The 17,108-nt window shown below is 36.0% G+C and carries 7 protein-coding genes; all 7 read right to left on the bottom strand.

Features of this window, described 5'->3' with window-relative positions; all coding sequences use genetic code 11:
- Window positions 1-203: 203 nt before the first annotated feature.
- Window positions 204-1,361, bottom strand: coding sequence for a YibE/F family protein (locus BM183_RS06870; RefSeq protein ID WP_091685562.1), 1,158 nt, complete (start codon window positions 1,359-1,361; stop codon window positions 204-206).
- Window positions 1,362-1,471: 110 nt separating this feature from the next.
- Window positions 1,472-7,477: a CehA/McbA family metallohydrolase gene (locus tag BM183_RS06865; protein ID WP_091685559.1), complete on the bottom strand. Its 6,006-nt coding sequence runs from the start codon at window positions 7,475-7,477 to the stop codon at window positions 1,472-1,474.
- 1,117 nt (window positions 7,478-8,594) lie between these two features.
- Window positions 8,595-10,541 carry a bifunctional metallophosphatase/5'-nucleotidase gene (locus tag BM183_RS06860; RefSeq protein ID WP_091685558.1) on the bottom strand — a complete coding sequence of 649 codons (1,947 nt, stop codon included), beginning with the start codon at window positions 10,539-10,541 and terminating at the stop codon, window positions 8,595-8,597.
- A 33-nt stretch (window positions 10,542-10,574) separates the two neighbouring features.
- Window positions 10,575-11,159, bottom strand: coding sequence for a hypothetical protein (locus BM183_RS06855; protein ID WP_091685556.1), 585 nt, complete (start codon window positions 11,157-11,159; stop codon window positions 10,575-10,577).
- A 44-nt stretch (window positions 11,160-11,203) separates the two neighbouring features.
- On the bottom strand, window positions 11,204-12,457 hold the full coding sequence (dgt, locus tag BM183_RS06850; RefSeq protein ID WP_091685555.1) for a dGTP triphosphohydrolase: 1,254 nt from the start codon (window positions 12,455-12,457) through the stop codon (window positions 11,204-11,206).
- A gap of 273 nt (window positions 12,458-12,730) precedes the next feature.
- The gene (locus tag BM183_RS06845) at window positions 12,731-13,141 is read right to left on the bottom strand and encodes an alkaline phosphatase family protein (protein ID WP_330392357.1); all 411 of its coding nucleotides are present in this window, start codon (window positions 13,139-13,141) and stop codon (window positions 12,731-12,733) included.
- 5 nt (window positions 13,142-13,146) lie between these two features.
- The gene (locus tag BM183_RS21370) at window positions 13,147-16,926 is read right to left on the bottom strand and encodes a flagellin N-terminal helical domain-containing protein (protein ID WP_091685551.1); all 3,780 of its coding nucleotides are present in this window, start codon (window positions 16,924-16,926) and stop codon (window positions 13,147-13,149) included.
- Between the last annotated feature and the right edge of the window lie 182 nt (window positions 16,927-17,108).

Here is a 17,108-nt window from a genome sequence, read left to right as displayed (position 1 = left end):
AATAGACTAACATTTGCAGATGTGCTTCAATTCTTCTCTTTATTATCTTACAAACTAACCAAAAATCATAAAGTTGATTACTTATTAATATAAGCTGGTTAATAAGGGTTGCTTCATATACATATTATTCCAGATCTATAGGAAATTACATTTAAAACCTTGGAAGATGTAAAATTATTTATATAACCTTCCATCCTTCATAGTTACCGTGTCAATATTTTATTTCCCTTAAATCGAAATATTGTGGCACATAGAGCAGAAACCAATGGTGTGGTTGCAATAATACCTACTGATCCTGCAATTCCCTGTAAAATTTCAATTGCCATCATATCACTATTTAGTATTTGAATCATGGGATACTCATATACCTGAAATAGAATCAATAGGTTAAATGCCGATCCTACAAATGCAAGTATCAATGTATTTGCCATGGTTCCCATGGCATCCCGCCCGATATTCATACCGGAACGGAAGATTTGCTTTTTGGATATGGAAGGATTTTGCTCATAAACCTCATGGAGTGCAGATACAATGGACATGGAAGTGTCCATCAACGCTCCAAGTGCTGAAAGTAGTATACCACTTACCAGTAAACCACTGATTTTCAATGGCGATTCCGAAGCCCGTATTACCAGTTCCTCTGCCTCTGACATATTAAATCCGTTCATAGGTGTCAAAATCGTAATAATCCAAGCAAAGATTCCAGCGGCTATAACCCCTCCAACACATCCTACAAGTGCACAGAATGTCTTTTTGGTATAACCGGTCAACAATAGTAATGCACCTGCACTAGTATATGCAGCAATTAAAATAGTAGCTAATATTGGAGAAACTCCTTTTAATACCAAAGGAATTAAAATATACCAAAGATTCAATAATGTAAACAATAGTCCAAGTAATGCTCTTGCTCCCTGCTTTCCACCTACCAACACCATAAGTATAGCAAAGGCAATCAGAGCTATAACTAATATGCTGCTTCGATCATAATTAGGAATGGACACTACATATAGTTCTCCTGTATCATTATAGTCCAGCCGGACTATAAGCCGTGTTCCTAACTTTGCATCCACATTATAATATGCATTTAAGTAGTTGATTGTTTCCAGCACAGCTCCCTTATGCTTACCTGTAAGAATCCTCACTTCTAATTCCTGTGCTCCAATACGTCTTCCTTCTGTCCAAGTGTCCGGTGATGCATTATCCCCTAATATAGCTGTAACTTTTGCAAAGGCGAATATCCTCTTTTGTGCAGAAGATAGCACATCATCCGGATCCGGACGGTTTAAAATTATAGCTGCGCCTATAAATACTAACAGCATTATCACTGCAGTTAATATTTTCACCTTAAGATTCTTTTTCATACAGTATTCCTCTCTGATTACTAAAGCAAATACCTAACAAAGGAATGCCACACTAAATTAGTGTGGCAGCCCTTCTAATTAAGCCTTATATCTGTTTACAACCTGCTATTTTATTTTACTTGGATGGTTTTGCTAAAGTTCTTCTTTTGTCCATTCTCTAAAGTAACTGTAACTGTTAACTTTACGGTTCCTTTCTTCTTAGCAGTAATGGTTCCGTTACTGGATACGGTTGCAATAGACTTATTACTTACTTTATATATTACCTTTGCTTCTTCCTGGCCAACCGGATCACCATTTTTAAATGCTGTAACCCGCGCTAATTCCTGTGGAAGAGTCACTTTTACATTGATTTTTTTGCCTTTTGCAACAGAAGAGTTAACAGATACTTTTACCCTATCTATTAACTTAACTGCATCTTTAACCTTCTCCGTGGATATTACAAAATCTCCTCCCCTTAGGGTAGAAAATTTTATAGTGCCATCTGCAGCTACGGTTATAGGATTGTTTGGTACTTCTTCTAATGCACCGGTCTTAGCATTTTTATGGTAAATATATACCTTTTTACCTGCTGCTAAGGAAAGTGTATCTTTTACAGGTACTGTAACTATCATACCTGCTGCTAAGGTGTCATCTGTTCCTACAGTTAGGATTCCAACTGATTTTGCAGCTGCTTTCGTATCTTTCTTCAAAGTAACTGCTATATTCAGATCTTTTGAACCTGTTGTAACTTTCTTCAATTCAGAAGCGGAAATATCAACTGTATAACCCTTACCGCTTGCTACATTGATAGTAAGCTTCTGTCCGGATTTCTGTGCTAATAACATTGCATCTTTACTTAATAGAATATTCTCTATCGCTGCATCTTTAACAGCAGGAATGAACAGATCGATTACGATACCTTTTTTAACTTTACTATCTGTTACGATATCCTTTAATACTTCCTTACCTAATGTGATAGTTATGTTATTATTACCGTCTTTCACATTTTCCTTAAGAACTTTTTCACCGATTTTTACTTTAATAACTGCCTTTCCGCCTGTAATTGAACTTGTTCCTTTATCAACAGTTATTACAGCTTTACCACCAGGTGTTGGTGTGGGAGTCGGTGTAGGTGTTGGATTCGGCGTTGGATTCGGTGTTGGGTTCGATGGATTTGGTGTTGATGAATCATTACGCTTACATATAATATCGGCACGGTCTCTAATACGGATACGTGCATGAAGGCCATCAAAAGTATCATCATAAGAAGACAAACCAACTACAGTAATAAGGTTTCCAACTGCTAATTCCTTAATTTCCTTGTCGGTTGTAATATAACCGTCAATAAAGATTCGAGCAATGTTTCCTGCCTTATCCTGAACAAGAATCGTCTGTACAGCTCCGTTTGCAAGTTCAACCTTTGTTACTTTACCTGAAATCTTTACAAGACTTCCAAGGTATGTTCTGTCATTAATCTCTTTGGCAGTTACTTCTTTTGGCTCTACTTCTGTAATAGTATCATCCACCAGGGATATACTCATAACATTTAACTGTCTTTCACCCTGATAAGAAGAAGTAGTTCCCGTAATACGAACCTTTTGACCAATCCTAAAGTCACCAGCCACTGGGAATGCATTAATACCGGCCGTTTCATCCTGCAGATAGATACAGTCGAAGAATGCTGTAGCTTTATCATATCCGGAAGCATTGGAGGTTACGATACCTTCTACTGTGAATTTAACACCTTCTTCTGCTTCTTTTTGTACATCTTCGATCTTATCAAGCTGTGTCGGATTTACATACTGGATTAAGTTTTCTAAAATTGTATAGTTGGAGTAATTTAATTCTGCATTAGTATCTGCAATGGTAGCCTGAATTTCAAAATTACTTAAAAAGGCTGCACCGGCTACAATTAGCAGCGACTGATTTCCACTTGCATGGGTAATAGTCTCACTGGCAAGTACCATAAGTCGATTATCACCTGCTTTATATTCGTATTTTGGTGTGGAACTTCCGCCAAAACCGTCATTATCGCAATCCTTTGAATAGGTAGTATCATGTCCGTACACAATAGGAGATACATTGTCCGATAATGTAGATGTAGGATTTCCAGCCATATCTACTGCATAGATTGTGCTACCACCATACTGACTATAAAGTTGTGAATATATGTTATCGTTTGGATGTTTCTCATCGTATACGATACCATTTGTAAATGGATTATCCCAATTGTAAGTAGAAAAGTAAAGTCTAGCTTTATTTGCTTCACTTCCACCTGCATTTAATACATCATCATAAGTACCATCGTCACTTATACGTAAAGATGCACCTAGTGCTTCAAGTACCTTATTCTGCTGCGCTGCCATATGATCTTCTGCTGGGAATTTTTTATAATTCTCGTATAAGTCTGACCAGCCACAGAATACTAAGCTTCCACCTGCTTCAGAGAAACCCTTAATAGCTGCAATTTCTTCATCTGCATAAGTAGCATATGGTTCTCTTAACTTAGTACCATCACGACGGCTTGGTGCTGTCAATATAATCATCTTATACTTACCATCTGTATTATTAGCTGCAGCTATTAATTCATCACTGGAATTCAGAATGACACATCTTACATTACTTTCTGCCGCAAGCTTACTAAAGTTAGTCATAGAATCTTTATAATTTCCAGCCACATATTCATTAAAGTGGCTTCCGTCAATTCCTATGTATACTAGTTTATTCGCATCTCTTACATCCAAAGTAATATCTTTAGTAAATTCATACTCAAGGCCACCTGATTCTAAAACTACCTCAACGGTTATAGTTTGCATTTTTGCTTTTTCAGGTGTAAATTCGAAAGCTACTTCCGTAGTCGTTCCTTTTGCAACGATACCTGCATCTGCTTTCCTCTCAATTATAGCGCCATCTAACTTATAAGTCAGAGATTTAATAGCTACATCTTCTGACTCACTGTTAAATAGAATTGTTTTAACTGTCATTTCTTCTCCGGTAACCGGTGTAGCAGTACTGCTTTCCACACTTGAAATTCCAAGAAGTTTTGTTTTTCCAACCCATACTGGCGCTGTTACTGCAAGATCTCCGTCCTTCTCTGTTACTCTGATATAATAGTAGCTATAGTCTGGTTTAAGGTTAACGTTAAGTTCCTTACTCTGAGCGTTTACATCCCATGTATGGACAACACGTCCGCTGTTTACAATTACCTCTGCTTTTTGAATTATATCGTCTGCATCACTTAATGTTACCTTTAAATCCAGACTTTCAGGTACTTCATCAATGATACTTCCCATTAATTCATCATTTACAGTATAGGTAATCTCCAGATTTTTATCTTCTGTTGCATATACTCTACGATCCTTTAATGCATCATAGATACCCTGTTCCGTAAAGTTGTCGGTAATAATAACATCACGGGCATCGTTTGCATTTCCCCATTTACCTTTATGGTTATCCTGGTTATTGGTTGGTGCTACATGCCATCCCTTATCTAAAGCCATAGTATAGTACTGATAGGATGGGAAATAGCCCCCAGCACCGATTGCACCTTCTCCATTACCAACTTCAACTAAAGTAATACGTGAATCAATGATAGGATCCCAGTAAGCAAAATCACTAAAAGTACCAAATGTTTTACCAGGGTGATTAAATTGGCTGACGGAATCAGCTCCTTCTTCCTTGCTTAATAAAGCATAATAAGCTTTCATTCCGGCATCATTTGTTTTATTGTTCAAAGTTTCGTTATTACGGCTGACAATACCTTCTGTATTCCAGGTGTTAATATGTCCCGGTCCGCTTGACCAAGTCATTTCGTAACCCCCGAGAGCAATTACTCCTCTGTTTGTTGAAGAAGCATTAAAATCAGCAATTTTACCTTTATATTCATTCCATAACTTTTGGCTTCCTGCCGTCATTAAATTCTTATCATAAAGTGAAGCTTCCGGATTCACCTCTGTTTTTGTATCAAAATAGTTAGAATGATCCGTAAAAGCAGCAAAATCAACATTATCACTCTTGCTGATTTTATTAATATAATCAAGCGCATCATCTAAAGAACCGGAACCATCGGAATAAGTTGTGTGACTATGTAATTGTCCAAAATATAAGCTATACTCCGGCGTACCTACGGTAAATGGCCACTCATAGGTTGTGGATTTACCATCTGCACGGGTAATCACTACAGAGGCAGTGTAACGTGCATCTGCCAAATCCTTGGTTAATTTATAAGAAAAAGTTCCATTAGCATGGGTCATGGCAACCGCATTTAATTCAATCCTCTCTCCTGCCTTTAAGGTAAGTTTTGCGGTAGGAGCAGTACCAAGATTAGTTGCAGTTATGCTAATAAGCGGTCTCTTTTCATCTCCCGTTTTTTCATTGCGGGCAGGTGTAACTTTCGTAACCTGAGGTTCATCAATAACAGCAATATCTATTTTAGTACTTTTTCCCTCATTACCTGCCTTGTCTTTAGCAGTAACACTAACTGTGAATTTAGAAACACCTGAAGTAAATGTACTTCCGGGAATAGTTACTTCCCATTGGGTTTTATCAGAAGCATTCTGTATCAAAGGTACCGTTGTAGATACTGAATTCACTGTATAGGTCAATTCTGCTTCAGTAACGGCTACATTATCCTTAATAGTTACAGATATCCTATAATCTTTTTCTAACTCTGCACTATCAAAAACAGGAAATGTTATTGTAGGAGCTTTTGTATCATTTGTTACCAAATAATCAGTGGATGAACCCACACGAAGCTGGTCGGTGGTATTATATTTTGATACACAAGCGTACAAATCAACTTTTTCGCCTGCAGTTACTCCGTATGGAAAGGTTGCTGCACGATATATATCCATACTGCCACCATTGCTGTCCGTAACCTTTGTGCTTCCATTATTGTTATAATTACCTAGTGTTACATCCTTAATTATTACCCATTCTGATATTAAAGATTCTTTAACAGCCTTTAGATCATTAAATGATGTAAATTCCTGTGCAGGAATCAGCTGTGTATCTGCTGCTGATACTAGCTTTTCCTTTTTTGTAAGGTCTCTTAATTGAGGAACTGCCCCATATATATCCGTTTTTCCGGTTAGTTTTAAAACATCACCAATTTCAAAACCAGACAGACTATCAAAAATCTGCAATGCATAAATCTGCCCATTAATAACATCCTCCAAAATTGCCGAATTTGCCGAATCATAGTTTCCAAACCTATAAACAAGTTGTCCCACCACGGTAATCGTCTGACCGGCCTCTAACTGGCTGGCCTCAAATACAGATTTTGCACCAGCTGGAATTTCAGGAATTGGATCGAATAAATCCGGGTTTGTTTCCGGTTCTTTTCCAATTATGTAATTGAATACTGCAACATCACTATCTAAATAACCAGGTGCCGTTGCCATTGCTTCAATTGTTGTATCACTGCTAATTATGATAGGTTCTGAATAAAACATAATTGCAGAAGGTGATACATTGGTAACACGGTACTCAATAGTAGCCCCCGGTGTTGTACAAGAAAGTGTAATAGCACTTCCGGAAACAACGGTTGAACCGGACGGCTTACTTGCCTGCGGTCTTGCTGCTTTTACTGGTCCAGATGGTATACCATCATCTAGTTTATAAAGAGTAAAGTTAGAAGGTTTAATAGTACTACCTGCTGTTTTATAAGTTCTGAATCCACCTTGATTTGAATTAATAGTAGCATTATACCCTATACTATAATTCAATCCACTAAAGGAAAAAGTTCCGCCTATGAATTCAGCTGTCCACTGGAAATCACCTACTGCTATGACATTTGTAGTGCCCGTTGGCTTAATTTTTGTTCCATTGGAATCCATTAAAGTAACACCACTTTCGGAAACCGTAAAATCCCATACTAAGCCACTATCCGGATTCGTTATCTTGTCATCAACGACTGTAGGCTGTGCTACTGTTAACGTGTTAGTTCCATCAAAAACTCCTGCTGCTTTTCCGGAGCTTTCTACCATTACATACTTACCTGAGATAAGATCTGCCGCACTATTTATTTTTACAAAAGTGCCAGCAATCTCATCTGCATAACTTTTGACAGGACTTACTGAAAATACCATTATGATACTTAAAATCATTGCCAAATACCGTTTTGCAATTTTCTTCATAATTTTTCCTCCTTTATTATCTAATTACTTAATGCAGAACCTATTTATATTACAGGTTTTACTGCTTATAAATTTTCTCTCCGCTTGCGGTAAAATCGCATTGGCCCCAATACAACGTATTTACATAACGCGGGGAAAATTTATAACCTTAACATCCTATTCTTCCGAAAAAGGCTTTTTCGGCTCAGGACTTCTTAGTTAATGAAACTCCTGTTTCTTCATGAACTTCCTCCTTATTATTAGTAATGCCGTATAGACACCCCATGTAAATTAATTATATTTATAATCTGCATTAACAGACTATAATTTCAATAGTTAGGAATTAGGCAGTTATTTATCAACCAATTTGGAGAATAAACTGCACTTGATGTAACATTGATACGTGACTAGATTTAAAAGGATTAATTACTAAGAAAAAGGATGTGATTTCTAACGTCACATCCTTTTTGAATGATGACATTTTTATTTCGGATAATCAGCTCAATCAGCTGTATTATAATTCTTTACATCATGCATCATAAATGCAATGACTAAATCTTTTACAATAAAAATGTCATCGAAACATTACTTATTAAGTTATGTTTCTCACTATTCAAGTATTATTTAGTTTTGATTATAGCACATATGCACTATTAATGCAACGTTTTTGTTCTAAATATAACATTTTTTAATATAAAAAATGTTTATATTTTATCATTATGTTGTAAATTTGTTACAATATCCTCATTTCTGTGCAGAAATTAGTGTAATTTTAATGCTTTGTATGAAAACAATACTAAATGTTTGAACTTTAACATTTTTTTTGCTAATTAATATATAAAGAGTAGAATGATTGGAATTATGGCAATATTAAAGGTGCTATGTATCATTAGTAATTGACACAAAGCACCTATCTTCATTAACAAAAATATATAAATATAATCTATCTATAAATCCTACTGCCCAGACAATAGTCGTAGTTACCAACCAGACACGGGCCTACTGTTTCGTTTCAACTATCCGTTAAACCAAGTTACCATCCAGTAAAAGCTATCATTAAAGTAAGAAATAATGTACTAATACACGTTACAAATGCTTTCTAACTATTGCATGGTTTTAACTTTATTTAACTAACCTACTAATCAAGAAAATCAAAAGATTTTTTTCGTCTTCTCTTTACAATCTTTACAACAATAAAAGTTACAAACCCAGCAGCTACTAATACTACCCCATAAACTACTAGAGAAATATGGTTTGGATTGCTTAATATGGCAAATAGATTCCCATTATCATCTACTACTTTCCGCCCTTGTGTGTGGTTATAATATTCAGGTATAACAGATACACCATCCACTTCCTCAAAAGACTGGAGATAATGATCCAGCGCATACCACTCCTTGATTTCATTTCCATCCCCATCATGGAGAATATACTTCTCAAAGTCAGTAATGGGAGTTCCCTCTTTTGTCTTCGGTACAATGGATAAAAGACCGAAAGATTTCTCACCTACTACAGATAGCATCTGGGCAGAGTACAATCCGGCAACAATACGGTAAAGTTTTTTATCATTAATCTCTTCTAAGTCACCCTGTTCATTTACCAGGGATGTATCTGTTACTTTATTAAAAATGAGACGGTTAGGGTTAAAAGTAAAATTCATACCAGACATATACAGTTGGGCATCATCCATTAATGGAGCTACTGATGCGTCTACTTCACATAAGGTTTTAAGCTCCTTACCTGTCAGATACGCTGAGATCAGTGGGTATCCCGGAAGTTTGTCAGCACCAATTCCTAAGGAACTTATGGAAAATGCTTCAGCAGTTGTAATATCTCCCTCCGGTATGGAGCCACGAATGGTACCAATAGGAACGATAGCTACTGCAATTGGTTCGTAAGCTTCTCCTTCTGCCTCTTTTACCGTATAAATAAATCCATCACTGATCAGGTTCCCTAAGGTAGACTCATTATGAACAGGATACATATCTTCCAGTCTTGGAAAACTAAAAGGTGATCTAGCAATTACTTCATCGTAAGTCTTCCAAAATAAGCTAAAGTATTTATCTTCTACAACCGTTTTGTAATTCTGAATCTGCTGGTTTATGTATTTATCCTCCGGTATTGTCTCATTAATTGGCTGTAGTTCATAGTTTAATAATGTCCAAACATTATCCTGTTTGCTGATATCAATTCTACCTAAATTTTCTCCGTAACATCCCCCTGAAGCAATGATGGTATCTCCTGCCATGATTGGCTGTTCCAACGTAGAATGGGTATGTCCGCTGATAATTACATCCATATCCGGAACCTTTTTAGCAAGTATTTCGTCCTCTGATTTTGATGTGTCTGGCCATGTACCGGAATGAGATAAACAAAGGATAATATCTGCACCCTCTTGCTTTAATATATCTACTACCCTTTTGGCATGGATAACTTCATCTTCAAATTGAACTTCTGACATTGGTGCTTTTGAGGCTGAATCTGCCCCCATTACTCCGAATATACCTACCTTAATTCCATTTCGTTCTATAAGGGTATATTCTTTTACCCCATAGTCTTCCATGGACTGTTTTAAATGTTCTAACGAATCCGTAAGATTACCATCATGGTCCACCGGAAAGGTAATGTTAGACTGGACCATCTGGGGCAATGGTTCCCCGCTGTTTACTGCTGTCTGTAAGCTATCTGCCAGCCCTTCCGCCCGGTAGTCAAATTCATGATTGCCCAAAGTTACAACATCATATCCCATCTGCCCCATTAATCGAAGTTCTGGTGAATCTGTCTGAAATATCGTCTGAAATGGAGTCCCCATGGAGTAATCTCCGGCATCCACCAGTAAAACATTCTGCTCCTGTGCCCGAACCGTCTGAATGGCACTATATAATCTTGCATAACCGCCTGCATACTGTTTATCTCCATTTTGAACCGATTCTACGGGGAGGAAATTATCATGAAGATCATGTGTGAATAGAATGGTTAATGTCTGGGAGGATTCTTCTGCATTAACTGCAGGTATATACAGGGTATGGAGTAATACACTTGTCATCAGACTCCAGAGTATACATAGCTTTGTAAGCTTTTTCATATAACACATCCCTTCTTTATGGGCTGCCGCCCATTATACAGTTCTAATCTCATAAAAAACTAACCTTGCATCACCTATAGGATTTTTATATAGATCGGATTCACAGGCAAAGCTCCATTCCAGCAAGACTGACTTTTGATTACTAATTTCAGACTGAAATTTCTTCCTAATAGTTATACAATAATCAATCAATTCTAACAGCTCATTTTGTTCAAAAAACTTTTCATTTCCTATAATTTCTATGTCATCATTAAAAATGATCGTAACATCTTTCTTGTTATATGTTACTAAGTTCCATAAATCATCTTTTACCGCTTCAATAACGGTACGGTGCTGTGATATATCTATAACCCCGCTCTTAAGGGCTATAAAATATGGATAGTAAATAATCAAGTCTTCTGATTTTAGACTTGAATAAAGATTCTTAGCGAATTCTTTTGCAATCTCAGCTCTGACACCTACTTTACGGGGTAAGTTCAAGTCCTCGCCTTCTTTTACAGCACTTCGAACTGTCCATAAAATATTATCACTGAAAATAGTGTCAGACGAATACTTTCTCCACGGAACAGCCGGAAGATTAGATTTTTCTAAAGAATAAAATCCTTGTAATTTGTTCATAATGTCCTCCTTAATTTGGGAGAATTCTTAATTATTAATTAGATTTAAATTTTAATTCTTGGATTATACAATTTATCATGTTCATCCAAGGCAAAACGATCCGTCATGGTTGCTATATAATCACAAATAACTCTCAGCTCATTTGCAGGTGCTCCATCATATGTAATTTCTTTTTCTATATTCTTATACCGGAAATACCAGTCTGGGGGCAGTAATTTGGGATTGTTCTCAAATCCATACAATAAGTCTTTTACTAAATTTACAGCTTTTACATCCATTGCCTGAATTGTATTTAATCCATAAACATATTTATAAATACTCTTCTTTATCTGATCAAAAAACTTTTTAGTTTCTTTTTTGAATGTTATTAACACAATGTCATTATTTGCTTTCTTCTTAACATCTTCGCAAGAGGATACCTTCTCCTCTTTCAAATTAGTAACACTACATTCTGTTACATCCATTATTAATCTATGTATTAAATCACCAATAAAGAATGTCTCACTATACCGGTTAATTTCTATCCTGTCTGTTTCTATATTCATAAATTTTGCGATACTTTCTCTTAACTCATCAATGTGATCCTTAAATTCATTATTTTTGTAATATGAATTTTCAATCAGACCTGATTTAATAGCATCTTGCAAATCATGACATATATAGGCTATTGTATCAACTAAACTTACGACTTGTCCTTCAAGTGTAGAGCAAACTTTATTAGGATTTAAACTCGAATATATTTCACATTTATCTTTATTGTGCTTTAATATTCCTTCTCTAACCTCATATGTTAAATTCAATCCATCATAATCTTCACATCGTTTTTCTAATAAATCAACAATCCGAACGCTTTGTTCATTGTGTAGAAAGTTCCCCATCTCTCTCTTAGTTAGTTCATCTCCTAAAAACCTCTCCACAGCATGACCAAATGGAGTGTGTCCTAAATCATGACCTAAAGAAATTGCTTCTGCAAGTTCTTCATTTAAGGCCAGTGATTTGCATATACCTCTTGCAAGCTGTGCAACTTCTAATGTATGAGTAAGCCTTGTCCTAAAATGATCCCCTTCATGATTTACAAAAACCTGGGTTTTATACATTAATCTTCTAAATGCTTTTGAGTGAATGATTCGATCTCTGTCGCGCTGAAAATCAGTTCTATTTTCACCACCTCTATAAACTTCCGTATGGATTCTGCTATTTTCTTTAGGTACTTTAGTTGCAAAAGGTGCCAAGATAGCAGCATAATTTTCATCCAACTTATCCTTATACAGCGGCAACGAATTAATAAAGCCTGTCATTTATACCTTCCCCCTCTCCCTTGGAATAATATAACATTATGTTACATCAAAACGTAATTAATAACAATTGCTTTCTGTTTATATTTTACCATAAAATAAGCATAAAATCCTTATATGTTAAACGCTATTTTATCATAAAGTAAGACACTAATTTTAAAAATATGAAAAAAAATCATACTCCTCAATAAGGTTTCCATAATCTAAATCAAATTAACCATAGAAGCAGAAAGCAGGAAAACCTTATTGTCAGTTTTCCTGCTTTACCTTCAGAATTTATAAAAACCGCAAAAATGAACTACCATTTTGTGGCTGCTTTACGTTGAAATACTCACATACGGTTGCTCCAACATCTGACAGCGAGCTTCTCAGTCCAAGTGATACACCTGTGATTCCTTTTTTATAAATCAGCAATGGAACATTTTCTCTTGTATGCCTGTTATGTCCGATATTGGGGTCATTTCCATGGTCAGCCATAACTACTAATATGTCTTCTTCCTTTAACAGTGTTATGATTTCTCCAATCTTTTCATCCGCAATTTCCAATAATTCTTTATACCATCTGGAATTCTGACTATGTCCTGCTAAATCTGTTTCTTGTACATTGGTACAGATAAAACCAGACTTCCTATTTTTTACTTCATCAATGGTAAGTTCCAATACTGTTTTTGTATCAACGCAGGATATAAAAACTATTTGAGTAAACGCAAAACGCTTTGTGCCGATTGATTTGCTTGAGTAAGTATTGCCTGGGCTGATTGCATCAAAATATTTTGTTTGGATAGAATGACTATCTCTTTGGCCATGTCTGTATCTCTGATTCGTGATTCCGCGCTTTGGGTATTCTCTTCCGTAGTGGAATTCACTCCGATTATATGTCCCAGAGCATTTTGTTTTGCACCATATGTACTTCGAATATTTGAAAGATAGCTTAACGCATAGTCCAGACGTTTTAATGCTTTTTCTGCATATTTATTTTGTGATACTGTTATGGAATTTATCTTCATAGCAGCAGTACTTAGATGAAATCTTGTAAGCTTGAAAGCATCACCGGCATTACCTGATACTTGTAAGAACAGATCCTCTAAGCCTTCTCTTCCTGCTTCATTATAAAAGATAATTCCTTTGGCAGTTCCATGAATATTCTCAATGCCACGTTCTCCAAATATATCATGTTGTATCTTGATGTTACCGCCTGCTAGGGTTGCATGAAGTTTTACAATATTACCATTGTCATCTCCATCTGCAAACTTTTGATTAAACATATCAATTAATTCTTCTGCTGTATATTCACCAGCAGGGAAAGTATAGCTGTAATTAATTCCTTCCGTAGTAAATTTAAATGTATTAGAGTCTTCCGTAAATGTAATTCCTTTTTCTATGTTTTTGGATCCCTGTATATAGGATGCTTCCGGAGTGCCTATGGATTTATAAAAAATCGAATAAGCTGAATTTCCTCGTATTCCATCTAATGTATACTTACCTTTATTTGCTTCCTTACCCTCTACCTCTTTCAATGTAAAATGAATGGCATTATCGTCCACTGCTCCTACTACACCAGTATTTATTCCTCCAATTGCTGATTCTATCCTCACATTGTCAATACCATGATTGATTAGTTCTGCATTCAGCTTATCTTCCAGGTATTGCGCCAATTCATCCCCCTGATATACTCCGGGCTCTATGATTACGCTTAATTCTAATTCTAATGTATTGGATGCATTACTTGGATCAACATAGGTAAAGTCCATCATGAATTTATCATTTCTATCTTTCACAACTTCTGTTACCTGATTCCTTAAATCTTGTCTTCCCACTACATAAGCTTCATGAAATGAATGAGTTCCTTGTTGTAATGCTGGAGTTTGTGTGCTTGTAACTTCTTCTCTTTTGCTTAATACATATTCATAAAAGCCACCTGTAAATCCAGTCAAACGGTATTTGTCACCTGCATTAACCGCCTTAATTAGAATACCATTTGCATCTACCTGGACGACTAATTGGTTAGTACCAATCTGAGAATCAATAGTAGATTGTAATTCAGTTTTTAGAGTAGCAGCACTATATTCTCCTTCCGGCAGTTCAATATTTAGATCTATTGATGCTCCATTTACCTTATAAACAAAATTAAGATTTTTGTTTGTAGAATCTAACGCTAGTGGAAATGATACGCTCTTTCCCTGTATATAGGAAGCTGTTATGTTTCTGTTCGTTGAGGTAGCATCGGTGGTTTGTATATGGGAACCAACAAAAACCTTCATAGCTGAACCGCCAAAATCACTGCTTATATTCAGTTTCGCTCTGTTCCCCTTTTCTATGGTTGTAAAGGTTAGAGATCCATTGCTCTCTAGTGAAGCTGTCACCTTAATATTATTATTGGTAAACTGTTTATTTATCTCCGCAACCAACTGGGAACGGGAATAAGTCCCATTGGTGAGAAGTATAGATCTCGTCACATCATTTACTGTAATATTGAATCTATTATTGCTATCATTAATTGTTATACTGCTGCTTAACGTATGCCCCATATTAATAGACGCTGGTTTCAATACGGTAGGTTTTGTACTACCTTCTACCCCGTCCTCAACCCCATTATCGGTTTTGTAGAAATAATTTATTTCATCCGCTGAATTTTGAAACAATGCTTGATAGGCACTACCCTTATTGACTGGATTAAATTGAATGCTATTTATGCTATCATCTATTGCAACAAATTGAATTCGATTTCCATAATTTTGTACTTGAATCTTATCCTTAATTCCTATCCCAGCGTTACTAATTTGAGAATTGATTTCTAGTATTAGTTCATCTAAAGATGAATAGGAAGTCTTACTCAGGTTTAAGGAATAATTATCTCCATTTACAGTTAAATTCAAAGATGTAGCGCCTTTTGCAAGATTAATCCCTCCAGATAAGGATTTTGCACCTGTTAAACTTGGGTCTACTGTGACTCCATTATAGAGATAGGGTTCATCTACCGAAGATACCGTTGTATCACAGAAAAGTGCCTCATAGGTTTTACTAAATAGCGCACTACTTCTGTCAAATAAAAGTGTACTGGCACTGCCCTCCAATGTAGACGTTAACTTTAAATAATCATAGGTCCCTGAGCCGGTTGTCCCTGGAATATAGGTATTAATAGTTTCCGCAGAAGCAATTAAACTTGTACCACCTAGCTTCTCATTTAACTGATCGGCAAGTTCTCTTATTGTGTATTCACCATCATCAATTGTTATTTGCTGATAATCTAAGTTGTTTACCGAGAATCGTAAAGTATTATTATCACTGCCTATCACTATTTTACTGGTACTGGAAGAATCACGATAATAAGCTTTTCCACTGATGGAAGCAGGTGTCATGGTTGAATTACCACTTTTTACATTATCATAAAATACCGAAGTATATGGCTTACCTTCATCAATAGCAAACATATTGCCTTTTAGCCCGGTTACAACATTAGATCCTGCTGAGAGTTGAATCGATTTCTCACCATATTCTTTAGCCACTATTCCCTCTAGGTTCTGTGCTGATAGTGTATTATTTATTATATTAATCAATTCTTCTCTCGTATAGGAGCCAGATGGAATTGTTAACGAAACTTTTTTACTATCTGTCCCATGGGCAGTTTCTGTATAAAATGTAATCGTATCGTTTTTACCGTTTACGATACTTAATGGCCATCCTGCTTCAAACTGTGTAGTTCCAACCAGCCTTCCATATCCACTTCCATTATTTCTTCCATAGATCAGACCAGATAAATGGCCCTCAACACTTTTCACGTCTTTTCCGCCTTCAAAATTAAGGTTACAATATCCATCTTCCGTATACTCTAATACAAATCCCGGATTCCCCGGAACCATATTCTCAAACGCAGTATCAATTTCATCCACTAGCTCCTGAGTTGTGTATACTCCACTTGGCACACGAATTTGATAGGTTGATGGCACATACTCGTCAGGCAAATAAATAATCAAATCATTGTCAGGTTCTTCTATCACCTGTATCTGTGCAGGGTCCCACTGTTTACTACCTTCAATACTATAATATGTATCCTGATGCTTCTCAAATACATTAATTGTATTGTACTCTGTCTGCTTACAAATATTATCTATCATAGACTGACATTCTTCTATTTCTTGTGCAATAATTGCTTTGTCCTGTAATGAATAGGTATCATTTAATGCCTGAATCGTAAGTTCCCTCATTCTTTGAATCATTATAGTAATTTCATCCATTGCTCCATCTGCAACCTGGATGAAATTGACACCATCCAAAGCATTATCCGTAGCACGTTCAAGTCCTCTAATCTGCGCTCTCATCTTTTCTGATATGGTTAATCCTGCTGCATTATCTGCTGCACGATTTATTTTATATCCACTTGAAAGCTTTTCTGTTGATTTCATTCCTATATTATTAGTAATCCCCAATTGTCTATTGGTCATCATGCTTTGTATATTATGCTGAATAATCAAAATAACCCCATCCTTTGTATAGTATATTAGACCTAGATATAATCATTGTAACATATTAAATCTGGTAATGGTAGGCATAAACGGTATATTTTACTACTTTAATTAAAACTTTTTTTGCTACTTTATAGCACATTAACATAGAAACTGCTTCTGCAAAAATTGTCGAAAATGAGCTCTATTTT

This window comes from Anaerocolumna aminovalerica, assembly GCF_900115365.1.
Taxonomy (GTDB): domain Bacteria; phylum Bacillota; class Clostridia; order Lachnospirales; family Lachnospiraceae; genus Anaerocolumna; species Anaerocolumna aminovalerica.
Note: the sequence above shows the minus strand (reverse complement) of the source record. Positions and strands in the feature narration are given on the sequence as shown.